16 protein-coding genes are annotated in these 23,941 nt (G+C 39.7%); 5 read left to right on the top strand and 11 right to left on the bottom strand.

Annotation, left to right across the window (positions count from 1 at the left end):
- Positions 1–54: 54 nt before the first annotated feature.
- On the bottom strand, positions 55–1,095 hold the full coding sequence (locus tag HMPREF3216_RS00985) for an ABC transporter substrate-binding protein (RefSeq protein WP_415688743.1): 1,041 nt from the start codon (positions 1,093–1,095) through the stop codon (positions 55–57).
- A 386-nt stretch (positions 1,096–1,481) separates the two neighbouring features.
- On the opposite strand from HMPREF3216_RS00985, the gene HMPREF3216_RS00980 reads away from it, so the two are divergent.
- Entirely contained in the window at positions 1,482–2,273 is a 792-nt protein-coding gene (locus HMPREF3216_RS00980) for an ABC transporter permease (protein WP_060786537.1), read from the top strand.
- Between the two features lie 109 nt (positions 2,274–2,382).
- Here the strand turns inward: HMPREF3216_RS00980 and HMPREF3216_RS00975 are convergent, their stop codons facing one another.
- From HMPREF3216_RS00975 to HMPREF3216_RS00965, 3 genes are all read right to left on the bottom strand, one after another.
- Positions 2,383–5,946: a UPF0182 family membrane protein gene (locus tag HMPREF3216_RS00975; RefSeq protein WP_060786536.1), complete on the bottom strand. Its 3,564-nt coding sequence runs from the start codon at positions 5,944–5,946 to the stop codon at positions 2,383–2,385.
- 142 nt (positions 5,947–6,088) lie between these two features.
- On the bottom strand, positions 6,089–7,378 hold the full coding sequence (locus tag HMPREF3216_RS00970) for a uracil-xanthine permease family protein (protein WP_060786535.1): 1,290 nt from the start codon (positions 7,376–7,378) through the stop codon (positions 6,089–6,091).
- Positions 7,379–7,722: 344 nt separating this feature from the next.
- Positions 7,723–8,091 (bottom strand): DUF488 domain-containing protein, encoded by a 369-nt coding sequence (locus HMPREF3216_RS00965; RefSeq protein WP_060786534.1) that lies wholly within the window; start codon positions 8,089–8,091, stop codon positions 7,723–7,725.
- Positions 8,092–8,330: 239 nt separating this feature from the next.
- Between HMPREF3216_RS00965 and HMPREF3216_RS00960 the strand changes: the two genes are divergently transcribed.
- Entirely contained in the window at positions 8,331–9,392 is a 1,062-nt protein-coding gene (locus HMPREF3216_RS00960) for a YeiH family protein (protein ID WP_060786533.1), read from the top strand.
- Positions 9,393–9,543: 151 nt separating this feature from the next.
- On the opposite strand, the gene HMPREF3216_RS06535 is transcribed toward HMPREF3216_RS00960, so the two are convergent.
- The 4 genes from HMPREF3216_RS06535 to HMPREF3216_RS00940 form a co-directional block, all read right to left on the bottom strand.
- On the bottom strand, positions 9,544–10,362 hold the full coding sequence (locus HMPREF3216_RS06535) for a L,D-transpeptidase (RefSeq protein WP_060786532.1): 819 nt from the start codon (positions 10,360–10,362) through the stop codon (positions 9,544–9,546).
- 115 nt (positions 10,363–10,477) lie between these two features.
- Entirely contained in the window at positions 10,478–11,566 is a 1,089-nt protein-coding gene (ychF, locus tag HMPREF3216_RS00950) for a redox-regulated ATPase YchF (RefSeq protein WP_060786531.1), read from the bottom strand.
- A 56-nt stretch (positions 11,567–11,622) separates the two neighbouring features.
- Positions 11,623–12,426: a pyrroline-5-carboxylate reductase gene (gene proC / locus HMPREF3216_RS00945; RefSeq protein ID WP_060786530.1), complete on the bottom strand. Its 804-nt coding sequence runs from the start codon at positions 12,424–12,426 to the stop codon at positions 11,623–11,625.
- A 136-nt stretch (positions 12,427–12,562) separates the two neighbouring features.
- Positions 12,563–13,942 carry an alpha/beta fold hydrolase gene (locus HMPREF3216_RS00940; protein WP_060786529.1) on the bottom strand — a complete coding sequence of 460 codons (1,380 nt, stop codon included), beginning with the start codon at positions 13,940–13,942 and terminating at the stop codon, positions 12,563–12,565.
- Between the two features lie 129 nt (positions 13,943–14,071).
- On the opposite strand from HMPREF3216_RS00940, the gene HMPREF3216_RS00935 reads away from it, so the two are divergent.
- Positions 14,072–16,612, top strand: a complete 2,541-nt coding sequence (locus HMPREF3216_RS00935; RefSeq protein ID WP_060786528.1) for a sensor histidine kinase — start codon at positions 14,072–14,074, stop codon at positions 16,610–16,612.
- A gap of 18 nt (positions 16,613–16,630) precedes the next feature.
- Positions 16,631–17,350: a response regulator gene (locus HMPREF3216_RS00930; RefSeq protein ID WP_060786527.1), complete on the top strand. Its 720-nt coding sequence runs from the start codon at positions 16,631–16,633 to the stop codon at positions 17,348–17,350.
- 99 nt (positions 17,351–17,449) lie between these two features.
- Here HMPREF3216_RS00930 and HMPREF3216_RS00925 read toward each other — a convergent pair whose 3' ends face one another.
- A complete protein-coding gene (locus tag HMPREF3216_RS00925) occupies positions 17,450–20,143 on the bottom strand; it encodes an ABC transporter permease (protein ID WP_060786526.1) in 2,694 nt (897 codons plus the stop codon).
- 17 nt (positions 20,144–20,160) lie between these two features.
- A complete protein-coding gene (locus HMPREF3216_RS00920) occupies positions 20,161–20,988 on the bottom strand; it encodes an ABC transporter ATP-binding protein (protein WP_081090888.1) in 828 nt (275 codons plus the stop codon).
- 527 nt (positions 20,989–21,515) lie between these two features.
- Between HMPREF3216_RS00920 and fucO the strand changes: the two genes are divergently transcribed.
- Complete coding sequence (fucO, locus tag HMPREF3216_RS00915; protein WP_029600499.1) at positions 21,516–22,667, top strand: lactaldehyde reductase; 1,152 nt, start codon at positions 21,516–21,518, stop codon at positions 22,665–22,667.
- Between the two features lie 190 nt (positions 22,668–22,857).
- On the opposite strand, the gene HMPREF3216_RS00910 is transcribed toward fucO, so the two are convergent.
- Positions 22,858–23,901, bottom strand: a complete 1,044-nt coding sequence (locus HMPREF3216_RS00910; protein WP_060786525.1) for a LacI family DNA-binding transcriptional regulator — start codon at positions 23,899–23,901, stop codon at positions 22,858–22,860.
- Positions 23,902–23,941: the final 40 nt, after the last annotated feature.

The following is a 23,941-nucleotide window of genomic DNA, read 5'->3' as shown; positions in this document are numbered from 1 at the left end:
ATACGCCCTCATATACTGTACTTTATTTTAGCAAGACTCAAGTCATTGCGTAAACTACTTCAAAAATTCGTCCGTAGTTAATTCTTTTGCTTGAGGAGTTTTATATGTTACTTTGCCTTTAGAATCCGTATACGCACCTTCCTTACTTAGGAAGTCGAAGTATTCTTGTGCGCCCTTAACATCACTTGTGCCGAACACAAACTTGCCGCTTTTTATGTCTGCACGATTACCCCAATATTGCCCGTCAACAATCATCTTCATGCTTCGCTTAACGAATTTCACATCAAGATTAGCTTCAGGAGCTTCTTTTACTAAAATGTTTGCAGCTTCATCTGGATGATTGTAAGCGTATTCATAACCGCGCTTAACGGCTTTAACAAAAGCGCGAACAAGCTTCGGATTGCGCTTAACTGTGTTTGCGTTAGTAATAACACCAATCGTATCTGGCTGACCAGGAACTCCATAATCTGCTGTCTTAAAGCAACGCAACTTTGGACCATACATTTCCGCCTGCACACCTTCCCAAGTGCCATAAAAACCACCAAAATCAGCTTTTCCGGATTCAAGCGTACGGAACGTAGAAGTACCAACAGTAACCTTATCGAACTTACCTTTGCCACCATCGTGCTGAATCATTCTACGAATCACAGCATCACCTTCTGCAGATCCAAAGGTTGCAAAAGTTTTACCATCAAAGTCTTTAGGCGAATGAATTTTAGTATTTTTATAAAGAGAGCACCAAATTGCGCTAGGCTTTTGCTGAACTTGCAAAACTTCCTTCAATTTAGTGCCTTTTGTACTGAAATCTGCAAGACTAGTAATATTACTTAAAGCAAAATCCGCAGCACCAGAGTCAACAGCATGCTCTGCACCAGTTTGAGACACAGCCAAAATATTCACGTGTAAACCAGCTTGCTTAAACCATCCCATATGCTTTGCCACGTATATGCCAATATGATTAGTATCCGGTATCCACGAAAGCATAAACGAAACGTTTTGAAGACCAGATTTACTATTCTGCTTACTATTGTTTGATCCGCACGCACACAAAGACAGAATGCAGCATGAGCTTATAAAAACTGCTATTGCACGCATAATATTTTTATTAAATTTCAAACAAAAAGCTCGCACATTACGCCATAATTCGCATATCATAAGTTCCCTAGCTTTCTTAATAAATAACCGCTTTCTGGGAATGTAACACGAACTTGGCAGAAAACGGTATCAAGGGCCTAGCCCGCGCCGTTCAATGCCCCCAAAAATTAGAACTTTTGGTTTGCCACACATTGACTCACGAAACGACTAAATTATGCACTAATCGAAAGACAAATACGCATAAAATACACGCTTGCTAACTACATACTAGCTATGTGATATTTTCATACAAGAAAGTTTGTAAAATTTTACATTGTTTGATTGGGGCAGCAGTCAAGCAGATACAACAAGCATTATGGCTTGTATACTGAAAGGAACGATATTCCATGACGCGCGCGCGCTGGAAAACACTACTGCACAATTATCTGCCAACAATAATTTCTACTATTACATTACTAATTTTTTGGCAGCTTTCTTGCGAATTCTATAAAATTCCAGAAAATTCCATTCCAACTCCTACAGATATTGCTAAAGCAACTTATGATGTATGGCCACAATTATGGCCTGCAACCCTTGCAACTATTGAAGAAACAGTTATTGGTTTTAGTCTTGCCATTGTGAGCGGCATTTTACTGGGCGTACTTTTTCACGTATGCAAGCTGGTTCACGCAGCTTTGTTCCCCCTTCTTTGTGCTGCACAAACGTTACCACTTATTTCGATTGCCCCGCTATTTCTTATATGGTTCGGTTTCGAAATGTCTGGAAAAATTGTTATCGTAGCTATTTTTAGCATGTTCCCTATTGCTGTTCAAACAATTAGAGGTCTTGATGCAGTTCCAAGTTTTTATAGCGATGTAGCTCTCACATGCGGAGCGGGACGAGTTTGGACGCTTTGGCACGTAAAATTAAGGATTGCAGCTCGACAAATTTTTGGTGGAATTCGCATTAGCACAGCCTACGTTTTTGGCGCAGCTACTACTGCAGAATATCTTGGATCACGTCAAGGATTAGGTATTTGGCTGCAAGCTGCATATAATTCTTTCCGCACTCCGCTTATTTTTTCTGCAACATTCGTAATTATTGCGTTTACAGCAATATTGATGGGCGTAGTTAATATAAGCGAGCGATTATTGCTAGGCCCTGTAGAAGACGACGAAGACCCAGATAATCAAATGTAAAAACGCATAAAGCCAACACATAACATAATGCCGAACATAATCTAAACTATGCTCGGCATTATGTTTATTAATCCAAAACTGCCTTTAGGCGCTTCTTTGACTTTTGCTTTTACTTTCCAGAGTCTTCTTTAATAGCATCACTAATCGCATCGCTTAGCTCTTTTTGAGCTTTGCCATACGCTTGCCAATCTCCAGATTTCATTGCAGCATCCGAATCTTTTAGTGCTTGAGCTGCTCGCTTAAGAGCCATTTTTGCTTTTGCACTAAAATCAGATTTAGCATTAGCATTTTTATTGCCATTTTCGCTAGTCTTACTCGAATCTTTTTGCTTAGGATTAGAAGCAATACTGTTTGCGCCAGAATTATTGGAAGCGTCGCCAGCATTTGCGCCAGAGTTTCCTCCAAACACTTGGTTTAATGCTTCATCCAAAGTGTCTGCAAATCCAACTTGATCTCCAAAAGCAACAAGCACCTTCTTAAGTAATGGGTAGCTCGTAGATCCGCTAGACTGAACGTAAACTGGCTCTACGTAAACTAATCCACCGCCAAGTGGCAATGTAAGCAAGTTTCCTCGCTTAACCTTAGTTGAACCAGATTCAAGCAAATTCAACTCTTTAGAAACATTTGCATTAGCGTTAAAGTTGTTTTGAGCCTGGCCAGGGCCTGGAACATTGGAGACCTTAGGCAATTCTTGAAGAATTAGCTTGCCGTAATTCTCACTGACTTTTCCAGCAACATTTCCAGCATCGGAATCTACCGACAAGAATCCAGTTAGGATTTCTCGAGTAATCTTTCCAGCAGGAATGTATGTAGAAACAAGCGAGAACACTGGCTTATTTGCCCCTCGGGTTTGCAAAGTCAAATAATATGGAGGTTGCAAAATGTCTTCTCGCTGAAGACTTTGAGATTCTGTAGGATCTACTGGAGTCTGCCAGAAGTCTTCTCCCGAGAAGAACTGACTTGCACTATCAACATGGTACTTTGCAAGCAAATGCCTTTGTACCTTAAACAAGCTTTCTGGGTATCTAATATGACTCATCAAATCGCCAGAAATCTTAGAAATATCGTGATAGTGCCCTGGGAATATTGATCTCCAAGCTTTAATCACAGGGTCCTTTTTATCCCACACATACAAATCAACAGAGCCGTCATAAGCATCAACCGTTGCTTTAACGGAATTACGAATGTAATTTGCACGCTGATTAGTCAAACCCTTAATCGAATGAGATGTTGTTGTTGTAGAATCCTGAGTTACTTTTCCAAAATCAGTCATTTGCGAATACGGGTAGGAGTCGGACGTTGTGTATCCGTCAACAATCCACTTAACTCGTCCGTCCACAACTGCTGGGTAAACGCGCCCGTCTAAAGTCAAATATGGAGCCACTTTAGAAACGCGAGTCTTAGGGTCGCGATCATACAAAATCTGGGAATTTGCGGTAACTCTATCCGAGAATAAGATTTGATCGGATTCAAAACGAATAGCATGTAGCAACTTAGAGAAGAAGTTGCCAACGCTTGGTCCGCCATTTCCCTTAAACGTTGTTAAAGCACCATTTGATCCAGTTGGATAATCAAACTCCCAAGGAGCAGTGCCTTCTTTAGACCCAACAATCGAATACTTTGGAGCGTTTGGAGAGAAGTAGATGCGCGGCTCATACTTCTTTAACTTTGTAAGCTTTCCTTGAGTTGGAATTCCATACTCCATAAATTGCGGCTGGCCGTCTGCAGTAACCTTATTGCCATAGGCCGCAACAATGCCATATCCGTGCGTGTAAACAGTGTGGTCGTTAACCCAGTTTCGATTATCGTTTCCAGCTAAATCAAGCTCTCTTGCAGCAATAACCGTGTCTTGGCTCACGCCGTCAATATCGTACTTATCTACAGAAAGCGTATCTGCAAAAGTGTAGTATTGCTTAGATTGTTGCAATTGTCGGAAAGTTGGAGAAGTAACTTGAGGGTCTAAAAGCCTGATTTGTGCAGTAGACTCCGCTTCTTTTGCTAGCGCTCCCGACTTTCCTTTAGAAGTAGCGTTATACGATTCTTTTTTAACATTATTTAAGCCATACGCAAACTTAGTTGCATCTATATTTCGTTGAATATAAGTTGCTTCTAATTCCTGGGCGTTAGGCGCCACCTTAAAGCGTTGTAAAAGAGCAGGCCAAGCTAAAGACAACACCATTGCGCATACAACAAGAGACGCAACAGCTATAACAGGCGTGCGCCAAGCTTTAACAGCTACAGCAAATCGTGTGCCAATTTTTACACTTCCATTAAGAGCATGAGATTTTAGCAACCACGCTGTTATAACTACACCAACTACAAGTGTGATTACTGCCATTGCAATGCTAGAAGGAACACCTGCATTCATATCTGTGTACAATCCGCCTGTAATCCTACTTCCATCTAGGTTTACAACCGCAAACACATCTAAGATTTGCAAAATAGACCAGAAAATAATAACGAGCATAAACCATGCGGAAATTTGACGCCTTGCGCTTTTTGTTATGCTAAAAATGCCCTTGCCGCCTATAGGTAGAGTAATTCTTACAGCTCCCATCAAAACATTTGTTATAACGCTAAACAGTAAAGAAACAGCAAGAAGAACAATAAACGCTCTAATAAAAAGTCTTAATCCTGGCAACACAAACACATAGAAGCCGTTATCAAATCCAAATTGAGGATCTTTAATACCAAATGGCTGGTAATTAAACATAAGAAGAATCTGCACCCAATGACTGTAGAATTGCATTCCAAACACAGCGCCTACAATCAAAGACACAACTCCCGCAACATGCATTGCAAGCTTAGAGCTTATTCCCTTTTTAGTGTTTAAAACATTACCGCTTTCTTTAACATACACACCGTCTTCGCTTCCAGGGCGTTTTTTAATCGCAATAAATGCAGATAAATAGCCAAACGCAGCCATAAGCAGAGCATACAAAGCCCAAACGCCGATTTTAGCGGCTAGTTGGATCCAGATTACGCTTTCGAATCCAAGTTGCGCATACCACATGCAATCGGTTATAAACTTTGCAAGGCCAAAAACAATTGCGCATACAAAAGCTATTGCTACTACGATTGCAGCAAAAATCCAACGCCATTTTCTTGATTTTCCAACAAATTTATTTACATCAAAATCTATTCTCATATAGTGATTATTCTCCTTACTATTTGAGTTTTTTCTATCGCTTTTATTGCCTTTAGCGTTATTACTGATATTGCTAGTATCGCTTTCACTATCTTTGCTAGTATCGCTATTTTTTGGCAAATCGTCTTTGTTTTCTAGTTTTTTCTTAGCTTCTAATATATCGCTAAAGAGGTCACCAAGGTCATCATCGTCACTATAATAGTCTGCCAAATCTTTTATTTTTTTTGCAAACTTTGAAGAAGTCTTATCTTTGTTTTCACTATTAGACTCATCTTTAGAAGCATCTTTATCAACAACATTTGCATTGCTATTATCTTCATCAATGCTTTCTACAACTACATCTTGGTCAATAGAATCATCTGCAGAAGTATCGGCAAAATCATTATTTTGATTGCTCTTTTTCTTTCCATCGCTTGAATAATCGGAACGCTTATGCACTTTAGTGTTTTTAGGTTTTTTAGCCATATAAGCGCCAAAAGCAGCCCATGCAACGCCAATGAGTATTTCTATAATGACTTTCAACATAAGGTTAATAATACTATACTAATTATTCCCAATCTACTTGTTGTGTTTGCTGTGTAATCAAAAATAATTACAAAAAAGCGCGCTCGCAAAAGTAGCGAACGCGCCTAATTTGATTAGATTAAATCAGATTAAAGCATTTAAGCTAAGCAACATCTGGATCGTCTTTAGCGATTGTTCCAGTAAGCTTTCCGATTGCCTTCATTACGTGGTAAACAACCAACACAACAACAGTGCCGATTGCAATACCATTAAACTGAATTCCAGAAACAGCAAACTGGAAGTTAGCAATACCAATAATCATAACGATTGCAGCAATCATAATGTTAACTGGCTTATCGAAGTTCACCTTGTTTTCTACCCAAATGCGCACGCCAATCATGCCAATCATGCCGTAAAGCAAAGTGGTTACACCGCCCAAAACGCCTGCTGGAATGGAGTTTACAATTGCACCAAACTTTGGGCAAAGGCTTAATACGAATGCAAAGAATGCAGCGCACCAGTAGGCAGCGGTAGAATACACTTTTGTTGCAGCCATAACGCCAATGTTTTCGCCATAGGTTGTAGTACCGCAACCACCAAAGCAGCCAGCGATTGCAGTGCCCAAGCCGTCTGCAAACAAAGCCGTACCAATCTTGGAATCGTAGTCGCGGCCAGTCATCTGAGCTACAGACTTAACGTGACCAACGTTTTCTGCAATAAGAACAAGAACCACTGGCAAGAACATAAGCAAAACAGAGAAGTCAACTTGCGGAGTGTGGAACTTAGGGAAACCAATCCAAGCTGCCTGCTCAATCTTGCTAAAGTCAACTTGACCCTGGAAGCATGCATAAGCGTAGCCAACAAGAACGCCAAGCAAAATGTTCAATCTTCCAAGAAGACCACGGAAGACTACTGCAATAAGCATAACCGCAATCAAAGTAACCAAAGCGGTATCTGGAGCCTTTTGGAAGTTGCCCCAAACAGCTGGACCCAAGTTAAAGCCAATGATTGCAACGATTGCACCGTTAACAACAGGAGGCATAATAACGTCAATCCACTTTGCTCCAGCAAAATGCACAAGCACACCAATTAGCGCAAGAAGAATACCTGTGCACATAATGCCAAAGCTTGCTACAGCAATGCCCTTATGCGCAGCGGTTACAGCCATAACAGGTGCTATAAGACCAAAAGAGCTTCCTAAATAACTAGGAAGCTTATTTGCGTTAATCAGTAAGAACAATGCTGTGGAAAGAGCCGTGAACATTAAAGTGGTCGACGGATCAAATCCTGTAAGAATCGGCACTAAGAATGTTGCGCCAAACATAGCAATAACATGCTGAGCACCAATACCAGCAGTACGAGTCCAGGTTAAACGCTCGTCTGGCTCTACTACTTCCCCAGGCTTCAAAGTTTTTCCATCGCCATGAAGCTGCCATGTAAACAACGATTTCATTGTTTTCTCCTTGTGTAAAACAAGTTCATATGTATGTTGTGATTGAAAAAACAACCACCAAAACGAGCGCCAGCTTAAAAAAAAAAAACAAGCACTACTTGTGCGCAGGTTTGGCAGCTTTTGCAGAGGCTATACCAACCGCCGCCCCTAGCCAAGTGGTCATTCTAATGTACTAATCACAAAGTGTCGAGACAATTTTAAAAATAACAAATTTATAAATTATTTTTATTGAAATATCAAGGAAAATCGGTGTGTCGAAAATTCGTCACATGCCACTAATCGTTACTTATAAAAGTTTATAAACATCAACTTTTGCTTATGTATTAGATTCGCTTATTACAATCTTAATTCTGCAAAACATTTTGAATGTAATCTTTTAATACAACTGCATGATTTATACGCGGATCTTTCGCTCCATATAAAAACGTTACTTTTTTACTTTTTCTACATATATCTACGATTTGGTTTACACAATCTTGATTCTCGTCTAGCTCTTCAATATAACGATTGGCAAATTCTTCGAAACGCTCAGACTTATGCCCAAACCATTTTCGCAGATCACTTGATGGAGCAATATCTTTACACCACAAATCAAGATTTGCCTTTTCTTTACTTATGCCTCTAGGCCACAATCTATCTACTAATACTCGAAAGCCATCATGTTCATCAAATGATTCATAAACGCGTTTAATTTGAATATTAATATTGCACATAATTACCTCTTTAACTACATACAATAATTACACAATTATGATTTTTTTCAACAAGATTTAATTAAGCGCAATCTAAATGGAACTAATACAAAACTACGATATGTTTTTATCAAATATGTTTTATTCTGTGATTTTTAATATAGGCGTGTCGATTGCCATTGCAACAAAATGCTAGAAAATGTGTAATATTTTTGAATTTTTGTTCATTTTTGTCCGATTATGGGAGAATAATTGGCTAAATGGTTAATTTCTTTGATACATGGAAAAAGAAAATCTGCACCACAAACATGGCTCTTATAGCTGTGCTTACACTTCTAGCTTCCTTAATTGGTAGCTGGCTCAAGCAGTTCCCTGGCCTAAGCCTTTTGGGAGCTCTTATTATTGCGTTGCTTATTGGCATGGCTCTGCAGCTGCCTTTACACGTATACAAACTGAACAATGATTCCAGACGAGCAGGCGTTAAAGCATCTGCTGGCTTAATCGCAAATAAACTACTTAGACTTGGCATTATTTTGCTTGGCTTTAAGCTAAATTTGCACGTTCTATTTACTCAAGGATTAAAGTGCTTACCTATTGCAGCCGTTCTAGTTGCCGTTATGGTATGCATTACATACAACATTGCAAAATTCCTTAAGGTTAGCCCACAACTTGCAATGCTAACCGCAGGAGGCACAAGCATTTGCGGAGCTGCAGCTGTTATGGGTCTTTCGGGATCCATGCCAGTGCTTCCGCAAGAAGAAGATGAAAAAGAACAAAACGAGGTTATGGCTGTTGCAACCGTTGCAATAATGGGCACAATCTACGCTTTGGCAGAAATCTTTATTCTTCCTCATTTTGGAATGACTAAACAGCAGCTTGGAATTGCATCTGGAGCATCTCTCCACGAAATCGCACACGCTGTTGCAGCTGGCGGAGCTTTTGGAAGCATTGACGTTGCAACAATCATGAAGCTTACTCGAGTTCTTATGCTTGTTCCTACATCAATCTTTATTGCAATTTGGTGGAATGCACGTCACAGCCAAGTAGAAGATAACGGAAAGCGCAAGATTAACTTCCCATGGTTTATGCTTGGATTTATTGCAGCATCTGTTATTGGAACCTACGTGCCTTTTGTTTCGTCTTACGCATCCCTACTTGTAGACGCAGGATACGTGTTCCTTGGAATGGCTATGGCTGCTCTTGGAATCAACGTAAACTTTAGAGTTATATTTAAGCAAGGAAAAGCAGCATTCTTAGCAAGCTTCTTGGCTTCTATAGTTCTAACAGCGTTGGCTTGCGCAGCTAGCGTTTTGTTCTTCTAATAAAACGATTAAGCTAAACAATTTAGCTAATCAAAACAAATAAGAGGATTCTCATTTGCGGAATCCTCTTATTTTTTATTGTTTTTATTGTTTTTTATTTTGTATAAAGCTTAACCGATTATTCCACGATTATTCCAAAATTACTCCACTATTATTCAATGTGTACTGGTGTTCCGTCTGGAATATTCGAGTAAACCCAATTTGCATCTGGAACGCTTAGTCGAACGCACCCGTGCGATGCAGGAACCCCAAGTTTTTGCGCCTCTTCTACAATATAATCGCCAAAATTAACGCGAGTTGGAACAGAATGGAACAAGTACTTTGCGCCTATAAAACCAACCCAGTAGTCTCCGCCCATTCCTTCGGTGCTATTGTAAAAGTGATATCCCCTGTGTCTTATTTTAAAATCACCCTTAGGTGTGGAATTATTTATTCCAGAGCTAACAATCATTGTGTATATAAGATTGTTATTTTTGTAAAAATAAACGCGTTGCTTTGCAATATCAACGTTTATGCGTAAATTGCTTGCATCAACTCCAGCTATTTGTGGGTAGGCTCCGCCTGTAGAAATCTTCCATAGATTAGAAAAATCAATTGCATTTGCATTCTGATTTTGCGCATTGGAGTTATCTTTTGACTTATCTATAGACTTTAATGGCGTCTTTTTTGCTTTAAACTTTGCGCCAACATTATTGTTTTTCCCACTCTTTACACCATTTAAAGTGGAATCAAGCTTATCTGACTTAAAATATTGCTTTCTAATATTTACAAAAATACGCTTATTTGCTTCTTGAACAACATGCGATACTTGCAATCCAACAAAACCAAAGAAGACTAAAACAATTAGAACAGCGAGCGCACGCTTGTAGAAAATTCTGCGATTTTTTGGAGATTTTAAGCTAATAATATATTTCACAAATCGCGCAATAAGCGACTTTAAAACGCTTTTTAAAGCATAAAATATATTCATAAAATCTCCATAAGTAAACAAAATAAAAAGGCGCCACTTCAATACTACAGTATAGTGCCTGAGCAGCGCCAAATTACACGTTATTTGATTATTTATATGATTATTGTCTAACTAATCACACATTGAATTTAAATTCAACAATGTCTCCATCTTGCATAACGTAATCGCGGCCTTCAAGACGAAGCTTTCCTTCCTCCTTGATTTTTGCCATAGAGCCTTGAGCTTCAACAAAATCATTGTAAGAAACAACTTCTGCTTTAATAAATCCACGCTCAAAATCCGTGTGAATAACGCCTGCAGCTTGCGGAGCCGTCCAACCCTTATGAATCTGCCATGCGCGAACTTCTTTAACGCCAGCCGTCAAATAGGTTTGAAGACCTAGAATATCAAAGCCCACTCGCGCAAGCTGATCCAATCCAGATTCTGCTAAACCAGCATCTGCAAGCATCTCTCTAGCATCCGCCTCATCAAGCTCAGTAAGCTCCGACTCAAATTGTGCGTTAAGGAAAATCGCCTTTGCAGGAGCCACAGATGCTGCTAGCTTAGACTTCAAAGAATCATCCGAAAGCTCCGAATCGTCAACGTTAAACACATAAATAAAAGGCTTAGCAGTAAGCAAGTGTAAATCGTAAACGTCGTCTTTATTAATCAACTTCTCATTATGAGCCTGATCAATTGTCTTGCCAGATTCAAGAATTTCTTTAGCTTTGTTCACTGCGCCAACGTATTCTTGAGTAACTTTTTTGCCACGCAAATCTTTTTCTAACTTTGGCAAAGCATTCTCGATTGTTTGCAAATCCGCAAGAATAAGCTCCGTGTTGATTGTGTCAATATCGTCTGCAGGATCTACCTTGCCATTAACGTGCACAATGTCATCATCGTTAAACGCACGAACAACTTCGCAAATGGCATCTGCTTCGCGAATATTAGCAAGGAACTTGTTTCCCAAGCCTTCTCCCTCGCTTGCACCCTTAACAATTCCTGCAATATCAACAAATGTAACTGTTGCTGGAACTATTTTTTCGGTGTTAACAAGCTTTGCTAAAACAGGCAAACGTTTGTCTGGCAAAGGCACAATACCAGTATTTGGTTCGATTGTTGCAAATGGATAATTTTCCGCTAAAACGTTGTTTCGTGTTAGCGCATTAAACATAGTTGATTTACCAACGTTAGGCAAACCTACGATTCCAATAGTTAAAGACATATTACCTACTTTAGACCAGCTAGCGGAAGTGACTACACCACTATACTCGTATTGTTTTATTTTTGTTGAATTGCATCAACCGCGCTAATAACATCTCCCCTAAAACCACACGATTCTAGCTTTGCAACACCTCGAATCGTAGTGCCACCAGGAGAGCATACTGCGTCCTTCATAGCTCCAGGGTGAACACGCGTATCCATATACAACGCGCCTACCCCTTCAATCATCTTTGCAGCCAAACGATATGCGCAATCTCTCTTTAGACCATACTTTACGCCAGCATCCGCTAAAGCTTCCATGTACATAGCAGTAAAAGCCGGAGCGCAACTAGAAACGCACATTGCAATATTCATATGCTCGCTATCTACTCGCTCAACTAAAGAAATCGGATTAAAAATAGCGTTAAAAGCTTCTAGTTGACTATCTGTTAGCGTATTTTCGCTTTCGGCTAAAGTAACTCCTTGGCAAACTGCGATTGGCGTGTTTGGAATAATGCATTGCACGTTAGCATCTTTGCCAAGTAAATTCTGGTAACGCTTAAGACTCCAGCCTGCTGCAACAGAAATAACAGCGATTTTTTGCTCCACAATAGTTTTTGCAATAGGTTGCAAAACTTCTTCAATCTGATTTGGTTTTACAGCCAAAATTAAAACATTGCTAGAATCGCATACCTCTCGCACGCTTTTTAACGCTTTTACGCCAAATTTGCTTGTATTACTAACAAGTTTTTCAAAGTGCGCCGCGCTTGCAACCATATCTTTGCCTTGCAAAACATTAGCGCGAATCAAGCCTTGAGCAATTGCTTGAGCCATGTTTCCAAAGCCAATAAATCCAACGGTTCCAATTGAGTTAGAACTCATTAACAAATCCCCTTAATAAATAAACACTAACTTTTTATTAAGTATCTAATCATTTGTACATATAACTTGTATATCTAATCATTTGTTAGGTACTTTAATCAAAGTTACTTACCGCTTATATTACTTATCACTTATATCACTTATATATAGACTCCAAATCTCCACGATTCTTTGCCTCTTCTAACAAATGACGGAACACAAAGTCGCCATGAACACCATCGTGCTCAAACTCGTTAGTTGTCCAATAATGAGAGTTAGAAATGTGAGACAAAGTGTCTAACTGAAGACCAGAATCAACATACAAGTCGTCGAAGTAAACCGCTGCTTGCAAAGGAACTTCGTTATTTGCAAGCTGATCTAAATCGTAAATCTTGCCAAATTGCATATCACTCATCATGCAATCAACCGCTGGCAAGAACGGCTGCAATGCCTTTTGCTGATCAAACATCCACGGGAACACAGCTTCACCAGTAAACAAAAGCGGACGCGCGCTGCCAGCAAACTCTGGCATTGTTTCTCGAACTTGCTGAGCTGCCCAACGAATTGGATGATCTAATTCACCATCCGCATAAATGAACTCTTGAAGCGGCCAATATAGCGGACTAGAAGACGTTGCGTCCATAACACCATAAAGAAACTCGTCGCTTAAATAGCCGTCTGCCGTTCCACCACCATGCTTAAACGCCTTAAGAGAGCCATCTCCATCCGAAAATGCAGAGTCAATCAACCAATGAACTCTTTCAAAGCTTGGCTTCATGCCAAAAGAAGATCCAAGAGTTTGGAATCGCTCAACGGTTAGCTTTTCGCCATTAGGCAAGAAAACATCTCCTTGAGAAATCCTATCTGCAATAGCAGCAGCACGAGCAACATCCTGCGGATAACGCTCGTAGAATTGCTCAGTTTTTCTAGCCATACGCGGGAACGTGTGCTCGTAAACTTCTAGAGCATTGGCTGGAACGTGAGGAATACCGCCCGTTGTAAAGCTTGCAAGCAAACCCTGTGGGAAAAGAGACAAATACGTAAGCGTTAAGAATCCGCCATAGCTTTGACCCAAAGAAACCCACGGCTTTGCGTTAAACTCAGTTAAGCGCAAATGCTCAAAATCGCGAACAATAGAATCTGCTAAGAATCGCTTTAAGTACCATGCTTGACGCTCTACACTCACGCCGTCGTCTGCCATGCGCTTAACTGTAGAAGCATCTACTCTAGAAGAGCGCCCAACGCCGCGCTGGTCTGGAAGAACAACACGAAAATACTTAATTGCCTCTTGAATCCAGCCATCGCTAGACGGCGAAAGTGGACGAGGGCACTGTCCTCCTGGGCCTCCTTGCAAAAATACAAGCAAAGGCAAATCGTCATGCGCATGTTCTGGAGCGCTAATAACTCTGCAAAATAGACGAATCGTCTCACCTTTAATAGAATCGCCTGGAGTGTTTTGCTCCCAATCTAAAGGAACATCGATTGCGCGCTCTTCTACATACAATCCTGGTACGTAATACTTTGCTAGCAGTGCCATTGTAAACATTCCTTTCTGCACTCGCATGCTACATTGCAACAACAAATCACATACGCAAACTCGCACTCTTATATAAATCATACTAAAGTTCGATTGTTCTATAAAGTGCCGTGTACTAGCCTAGTAGTTATGAAAATATCTCACACGTTTAACAGAGCTATACAACGCTTACGCACTGAGCTTACGCTAAACGATATATTGTGGGGCATTATTTCACTTATTCTTTTTACACTTTCAAGCAATCGGTATACTATAAGCAATGTTGACGGATTCTTGACGCAAAGTTCGCTAATTACAGCCTATCTTATAAATATTGTTGTTGCAGCATTACTTTCGGTACGAAGACTATGGCCTGAACAAGCGGCTACTATTTTTATTGTTATTTGCATTGTGCAAGTAGTATTTGGTCCAGCTCAACTTTTTGCTGATTTCTTTGGTTTTGTGCTGCTTGTTAACGCTATTGCTCGCGGAAATCCAGAACATTCAAAAGCTTTTGTTATTGCAGCTTACGTAACAACAGTATTATCTTGCGCAGCAATATCGTGGAATATTGTAATGGGGCCAATATATGGCATCAATCATTTAAAAGCTAGTTATTCTTGTAGCGTAAAAAATATAAATAGTAGTAACATAAAAAACTGCGTTTCAATTATACTTGATTTTGCAATTCCTAATATAATTTTTGCGATTATTATTACTACAATTACGGTTATTATTGGCTACTGGCAGCGCACTCACGTACACACTATTCAACTTTTACAAGAGAACAATAACGCTATTCGCGCGTACCGAAAGAAAGCTCAGCATATTGCTGTTACTGCAGAGCGTGCAAGAATCGCCAGGGATATGCACGATATTGTTGCTCACACGCTTTCTATTATTATTGTTCAAGCAGACGGTGGTCGCTATGCAGCAACACAAGATATTTCTCTTGCTAAAAAAACAATGCATATTATTAAAAACGAAGCAGAGCGCGCCGTTCACGACATGCGTCGACTGCTAGAAGCTTTAACAGACGCTCCATCCGCTCAATTGGATTTCAATCACATACCTTCGCTTATTGAGCAAGCAAAAATCGCATCTCCTAAAAATATTTTTTGGCACACTGTTGATGGCATAAATTCTTCTAATAAACTCAACAAAGATGCACAAACCGTTGCATACCGAGTTGTTCAAGAATCTCTTACTAATATTCGGAAGCACGCAGGAAATGGCATCAAAATAAACATTCACGAACTGTGGAACGAACAAGGCTTAACACTAAAAATCACAAATGAAGTACACAAGATTGAAGCCAATCAAGAGCAAAATAGTGGTGTGCCACATAAAAATGGTTATGGTTTGATTGGCATGAAAGAGCGCATTGAAAATCTTCATGGAACACTTGATTATGGAATACAAAACAATGGAACATTTAGTGTTGGTGCTTTTATTCCATACTCTTACAGCACAGATCAATCAAACAATACTGCTTCTGCACTAAATAGTATTCCTAACGTTACTTATAAAAACGTAAAAGCTAATAATCCATTATCAACGCAAGAAAAACCAGCAAATACAAGCGATAAAACCTCATCAAAAGTTTTGCCAGAAGCAAATAATTCACAAAATAGGATTGAAAAAGTATCACAATGGTTTGAACAACATTGGCTTATTGGCGATGTTATTTATGCAGCACCTTGGACTGTTCTAATGCTTTTTATACCAACTTACGATTTTACTGTTGGAACTGGAATGACTTCTGGGTATTCAAGCTCGCTTTCATTACAAATACTTTATAGAATACTTACGCTTACTACTATGATTCCATTTATGTTTCGTAGAAAAGCTCCAACAACATGCGCAATTGTTGCAGCAGCATTTTCTGCAATACAACTTATATGCTTGCCTAATATTTTATTTGCTAATTTCTTTATACCAACCATTGTTTATGCGGCTGTGCTCTATGGCAAAAAGCACGCATGGCAATGGGTTAGCGCAGTAGTGCTCGCCGAATCTGCTATTTTTGCTGTAAAAATTGGTGTTGCATCAAAAAATATTCCACAAAATGAAACTCCAATACGATTTTTTGCATCTAATGCGTACACAACCAATTTTTATGACATTATGCAAATGGCGTCCGTAGGATTAGTTTTTGGTTTTATAGTTGCATTAATTTGTTTTACTGCCATTGCATTTGCTTATTACCGCAGAAACGATGATAATAATTTGCTGATTCTAAAAACACGCAGAACAGAACTCGAGCAAGAGCAAAAACAGCTAGAAGTACTTGCAGCAAATGCCGAAAGGCAGCGCATTAGCGCAAATATTCAGCAAAAAGTTGCAGTTACATTGCATAAAGTAATTGATGCTGCAAATAGTGGAATCGATATGCTAAATAAATACGAAAAATCAAATAGCAATGCAGAAAACCTAAAGTCAACAAAACTAAAGCAAGAACAAGAACTAGAGCAAGAGCAAATTGAAGCAATTAGTAAAGCTTTTAAAAACATTGGAGATGAAGGTCGCTCAGCACTTAGGTACATGCGAAAACTACTTGGAATTTTGCGAGAAACAGGTTCAAGTGTTAATTCATCAAATAATGGTGCAAATGTAACTGAGATTGCGGTTCGCCCCGCTCCTTCGCTTGATGAACAAATTCAACACAGGCTTGCAAACAAACACGAATAAATTGATAGTATGGAAAATATGGAAAACATGGAAAACAATGGAGTAATTCGAGTCGCAATTGCAGACGATCAGGAGCTTGTGCGCGCAGGATTTACTATGGTAATCAACTCGCAAAAAGACATGCAAGTTGTTGCGCAAGCTTCAAATGGCAATGAAATTGTAGAAATTGCGTCAAAGGAAAATCCAGACGTTATTTTGATGGACGTGCGCATGCCTAACATGGACGGTTTGGAAGCTACGCGCAAAATATTGCAAGAAGATGCTAACGCCAATACGCGCATTATTATTTTAACTACTTTTGATTTAGACGAATATGTTATGGCTGCGATTCATACAGGCGCATCGGGATTCTTGCTTAAAGATACAGAGCCAGAAACATTGCTTAATTCAATACGGACTGTGTATCAAGGAAACGCAATTATTGCTCCAACTGCTACAAAGCGCTTAATTGAGTCAATGATCTCTAAGCCTAACGATGAAGAAAAATCAAAAGAAGAGATTGCGACTAAAAACGAGCAAAGCGCAAACACGTACGATTCTTGCTTAAATGATTTAACAGATCGCGAGCGCGAAGTTCTTGTAGAGATTGCTCACGGACTATCTAATCAAGAGATTGCTAATAAACTGTTTATCAGCTTGCCAACAGTTAAAACGCATGTTGCGCATATTTTGGGAAAAATCAACGCAAGAGACAGAGTCCAAGCTGTTGTGTTTGCTTACGAGAACAGTCTTGTTTAATCATTTTTATAAAAATAAAAAATAATGCGGCTGCAAATTAATCAATTCTTGATTGAATGATTAAAATTGCAACCGCATTTTGTTTTGCGTTTCTAGCGATTAGTCTTCCGCGAGCGCAACTACTGGCGAAGACTTTACTGCTCTACGAGCTGGAAGAACGCTGGAAAGAAGCGCTGCAAGCAAAGCGATTAGAGCAAGAACCGCGTAAATAGTCCAATCAACTACAAACGGAACTTTGCCAATTGTGCTAAATACCATGTAGGATCCAATCCACCCAAACGCTGTTCCAACAATCAAGCCCGAAACAGTGCTTGTTAGGGAAATCAACGTTGCTTCCAACGCAAGAGACCTTCTAACCTGGCCTCTTGTCATGCCTATTGCGCGCAAAGTTGCAGATTCTTTGGTTCTCTCAATAACAGACAAGCTTAATGTGTTTGCAACGCCTATTAAAGCAATCACAACAGCTACTGCTATTAAGCCAACAAGCAACATCATCATTATGTCGATAGCACTCTCCCACTGCGCTCGTTGGAACACGCTTCCACCAGCCATAACCTCCGCATAGCTAGATGTAATATTTCTAATATTCTTAACAATATCTACAAGATTAGCTTTGCTAGAGTCTACCGAAATAAGCAAAATATGCGTTGTAGGCTTAAGGTAATTATTGAAGTAAGATTTGCTAACAAAAGCAGTATTCCTTGAATATATATTAACATTTCTATACTTCTTAAACTGAACTTGCTTTACAGTAATGCTCTTATCATTATTACTCGAGTCTGTATTCATGCCAGTAAATGGCGTAATATTATTACTGTCTGTTTCATCAGAACTGTACTTTTCTACGTAAGCTTGCAGATTAAGGTTTCCTTTTTTAAGGTCAAAAGGTTCTCCGCCTTCTCCATTAAACTTAGGCAAAAGCACAGAATCTTTGTTTATATTAACGCCATCAAGGTCAGTGTGCATTACATTTTTAAGTTGATTTACATTATCAACTCCAGCTGCAATAGCATACTCAGTTTCGCCCTTAGCGTTCTTAAAAGTCATAGGAACTGCAGGAAGCAACTCAGTATTCTTTATTCCACTAATCTTTGAAATATCGGCAGCTAAAGATTCATCAACATTCTTGCCTTGAATAATAATGTCAACACTGTAACGGTCATCAACAACACCTTTAAGAGTTGCTTTACCACATATTGCGCCAGTTACTACCGTTGAAACAAGCGTTACGCCAATAAGCAAAGCCGTTCCAGTTGCCGCAACTCTTCTAGGGTTTCGTTGCACGTTTGCGTTAGCAACCTTAGATGCAGGACCACAAAGTGCCATGATTGCGCCAGTTGCCTTCATAGCAAACGGCATCCAGAATATGGCTGTCATAACAATACCAATAAAAACAAGCGCACAACCAAACATTGCTCCAAGCAAAGTCATCCAAGAGTCAGAACCAGCAGTAGGCGACTTCCTCGCAATCATGCTTGCTAAAGAAGTAGCACTTAAAGCCGTAGCTAAAATGCCTACAACAATAAACACAACGCCAAAAACAGCGCGAATAATGCTTGCACGCTTATCTTTAATCAAATCCATTGGTCGTAGCGCTTCCATAGGCGTTACTTTTGTAGCAGATCGAGCAGCACTCATAGATGCAAGAACTGTTACAATCGTGCCAATTGCTATTGGCCAGACAACCGCTGGAAGCGAAACAATCAAAGGAATCTTAGATAACGGTCCAGAATTAATATTCACGTTACTAATTGCGCCCATAAATCCGATTGCGCAAAGCACGCCAACAGCCGCAGAAATAACTCCAAGTATTGCAGCTTCAAGCAAAACTGCTGCATAAAGCTGGTGCGATTGTGCGCCGATTACACGCAAAAGCGCAAGAGTGCGTCTGCGTTGAGCAACCAGCACTTGGAATGTGTTTGCTATAACAAGCGAAGAAATAAGCAACGCTAGAATACCAAAAGATAGCAAAAACATAGTCACAAAATTAGTGCCGTTAGACACATTTCTAACAGCTCTTACACCAACTTCGTGCCTAGACATAAGAGAAAATTGCTTTGGAAGCAAAGCGTTAATCTTAGGAGATAAATCGTTTATTTTAGATTCATCAATACTCATGTACACTTTGCTTTGCACAACTTGATTGTCAAAATTCTTAAGATTTTTGAGTTTTGTACAAAAATCGTTCGTTATGCCACCAAGATATGTGCCGCGATTTGAAAATGGTATTTGAGAATGTTCTCCATCGTCAACAAGACCAACCACACGAACATCGTACGATTTTTCTTTATCTCCGCCAGTGTCATCTACTTTAACCAAAGTTATAGTATCGCCAATATTTACATGTATTGATTTAGCAATACTTTTAATAAGCGTGATTTCGCCTATTTCTTGCGGATCTCTACCTTCTGTTGATTTATACACAGGAAGATTTCCATACAAACCATTAGACCAAGCGATACTCGTAACTGATTTATCACCTTTTTCTACTCTTACAAGCGCAGTCGCATCATCACTACGAATACCGTTGACACCAGGCATCTTCGATATTTCGTCTAAATGAAGGTCTTTATAATGAATTTCACTACTAGGAGAACTGTTAGGATTCTTAAATGATATTGCATAATTTGCGCTAGTGAATTCATCTGTTGAGTTGCGAACCATCAAGTCATCAACGCTGTTTGCAAAAAGCAAAGTAGCGCTCATAAACATGCTGCCTATAAGAATTGCAATTCCAGAGGCGATTAGCATGCGTACGCTTTTGCGCATAAGTTTTAGTGCGATTTTCCACATTCTAACTTCACCACCTTTTATTGCAATTGATTAGGCTGATTATTAATACCAGCTTCGCTGCGTTCCATAAGCATCTTGCTCATGCCTTCTGCAGTAGGATTTTGCACGTCTTCAACGATTTGACCATCTGCAAACACAATTGCTCGATCCGCGTAAGAGGCTGCAACAGCGTCGTGAGTAACCATAATCACAGTTTGACCAAGTTCCGTTACAGACTTCTTCAAGAAATGCAAAACTTCCAAGCTGGAAGCAGAATCGAGATTGCCAGTAGGCTCGTCTGCAAAAACTACGGAAGGCTTAGAGATTAAAGCTCTAGCAATTGCAACGCGTTGTCGCTGACCACCAGAAAGCTCAGCAGGCCTATGCTTTAAGCGATCTTGCAAGCCAAGAGTATTAACCAAAGTATTAAACCATTGCTTATCTGGCTTTTTACCTGCCAAAGTAAGAGGCATAAGAATATTTTGCTCAGCGCTAAACATTGGAAGAAGATTAAAACTTTGGAAAATAAATCCAACCATTTCGCGGCGCATAAGCGTAAGCTGCTTATCGCTCATACCTGTAATATCTAGGCCGTCAACCAAAACCTTTCCAGAATTAACGCTGTCAAGACCAGCTAAAGAATGCATTAAAGTTGACTTTCCAGAACCAGAAGGGCCCATAATCGCCGTAAACTTGCCGCGCTCGAAGCTAACGCTAACATCTCGCAGAGCGTGAACAATGCCTGCACCCTTGCCAAAATCTTTAACAACATGTAAAGCTGCAACCGCAGTCTCGCCAATCAAACCTTCTTTAGCAGAATAATTCATTTGCGTAAAACGCGTATCTTCACTATTTTCAACATTCATTTTGCACCTCACATACTTCTGTGATTACCTTACAATTAAAATTTACGTGATTAAAAACGCATTCTCTATAGTGCGTAGGGCTGATATTTTCATTGAAATAATAAGATTTTGCTATTAAATTTTGATATAAAAATGCTCTTATATAAAATCGTCATACTTTAGTATGAGAACTCAGTATTAAAACTTAAATTTGTGTTTCAAACAGATTATTTAATGCAAAATAAGTCAATTTGGCAACTACAACACAATCAATTAAAGAATTTTTCTTAACATGATTAATATTTTTCCTTCAAAATAAGCAATGCAAATCATGCGAGCAATTTTTAATAAATGTGCTTATTTATATCTAAAATAAATAAAAATACGTAAATTTAGTTAGTTTATGTTCATTTTAATTATTTATTTGTTAATTTTAGTAACAAAACACTTATTTAACACACTCGCCAAATGTCATGCAATATTGTAAAATATTAATCGACTACCAAAAAATGGCATAAGCCAACAAGAAACTCAAAGGAGATTTTCGCATGGTGTATAGAATGATTTTCAATCAGACTGCTTACTTCGGTCGTGGAGCAATCAAAGAGATTCCAAACGTTGCTAAGGCACATGGCTTTAAAAAAGCATTCGTTGTAACAGATCCAGTTCTTGTAAAGACGGGAACCGTTAAAAGAGTTACCGACGTTCTAGAATCCGCTGGTCTTCCATACGAAGTATTTGACAACGTAAAGCCAAATCCACCTGTTGAATGCATTCAAGACGGTGTAGAAAAGTTCAAGGCATCTGGCGCAGACTTCCTTATTGGCCTCGGCGGCGGCTCTCCACAAGATACCTGCAAGGGCATTGGAATTATTGTAGCCAACCCAGAGTTTGGCGATGTTCTTTCTCTAGAAGGCGTTGCAGATACAAAGAATCCTTCTGTACCAATCTTTGGCGTACCAACAACCGCAGGAACCGCTTCCGAAACAACAATCAACTATGTTGTTACCGATACCGCAAAGCTTCGCAAGTTCGTTGCAGTAGACCCTCACGATATTCCAATCGTTGCATTCGTAGACCCAGATCTCACCGATTCCATGCCACGCTCGCTTAAGGTTGCAACTGGTTTAGACGCACTCACCCACGCAATCGAAGGTTTCATTACTCCAGGTGCATGGAGCCTTTCGGATTGCCTGTCTTTGCAAACAATTCGCATGATTGCACAAAACCTTGCAAAGAGCGCAGACGGAGACGTTCCAGCAGGCGAACAAATGGCTTACGCAAGCTACATAACTGGCATGGCATACTCCAACGTTGGTTTGGGCTTGGTTCACGGCATGGCTCACCCACTCGGCGGTCGCCTTGGCGTTGCTCATGGCGTTGCAAACGGAATTTTGCTTGCTCCTGTTATGGAATATAACAAGGATTACAGTGGCGAAAAGTATCGCGATATTGCTGCCGCATTCGACGTTCCAAACGCATACACCGACGACCTCGAAACCGTGCGTAATGCTGCTGTAAAGGCAGTTCACGACTTAACGGTTAAGCTTGGAAATCCTACTAAGATTAGCGAAGTTGGAGCTAGTGAGGCAGATATTGAAGGCTTAAGCCACGACGCTTTGGCAGATGTTTGCACTCCAGGAAACCCACGCAAGGCCACTTTGGAAGATATTCGCAAGATTTACACAAGCTTGATGTAGTCTATCTTGATGTAGTCTATGCGTAGTCTTCTAAAATAATAAATAAATACGCAATATTTAGAACAAACAATTTGTGGACGCAACCTATCTTGATTTACCTCTTGATTTAAGTTGCGTCCACATTTTATATGGTATTTATAGCGGTTATAAGCATAAGTCGCTAATAAATTACCTAATTAAAAACAATCACCTAATTAGAAACTGGCTGAGTGCTTTCTCTAATAACAACATGTGCAGGAAGAACCATTTGATTTTCGATTTTTCTTCCTTCTCTAATCGCAAGAATCATACTAACAGCATTTTTTGCCATAATATCAAAAGGCTGATTAACAGTTGTTAAAGACGGCATTAAATATTGCGCAGGATAAACATCGTCAAATCCTGCAACCGAAAGCTCCGTTCCTAATTTTATTTTTCGCTCTCTTGCTGCACGATAAACGTTTACTGCAGTAATATCGTTGCAAGCAAAAATCGCAGTTGGACGCTTGTCTTTAGGCAAATCCAAAAGGCTGCAAGCCATTTTGTATCCAAGCTCAGGAAGATAATCTCCTTCTTTTACTAAGTCTTTATCCACACTCAAGCCAGCTTGTTCCATAGCCGCACTGTATCCAGCAAAACGAGCAACACCAGACTGAACATTTAATGGGCCTGTAATAACGCCAATTCGCTTATGACCCAAACTAATCAAATGACGAGTAAGCTCGTAAGAGCCAGTCCAATTATCAATAGAAATCGTGTGATCACTGCCGTTTCCAATAGAAACTGGGTCAATAATAATCAGCGGAATATTACGCATACGCAAAAAATCTTTATCTTTTTCGCTAAGATCCGACATTTGCGATATAACGCCCAAAGGATTTCTGTCTACGATTCCGCGCAAACACTCATCGCGCTTTTTGCCATTATCGGTTTGAGCAACTGTAAGCGCTAATCCTTCGCGCTGCGCCCAACGAGATGCATAAGTAATCATCTCAATGGTTCCATTATTCGCAACGTAATCCACCAGCAGCTCCACCGTTGGAGAAATTTTAGTGCTAACAAGAGAATAGTCGCGACCACTTTTAGCCAAAACTTCTTCTACACGCCTTCTGGTTTCTTCCGATACTCCCGATCTACCATTGATTACCTTAGATATTGTAGACGGAGAAACACCAGCTTCTTTGGCTAATTCAGCAATCTTAGGCTTTGAAGATTCAGACTCTTCCGCTCGATTTACATCCATATTATTCGCCATATTTACTCCTTTCTTTATCCTCTTTCTTTATCCTCTTTCT

Origin of the sequence: Gardnerella vaginalis (genome assembly GCF_001546455.1) — a bacterium.
GTDB lineage: Bacteria > Actinomycetota > Actinomycetes > Actinomycetales > Bifidobacteriaceae > Bifidobacterium > Bifidobacterium vaginale_B.
Note: the sequence above shows the minus strand (reverse complement) of the source record. Positions and strands in the feature narration are given on the sequence as shown.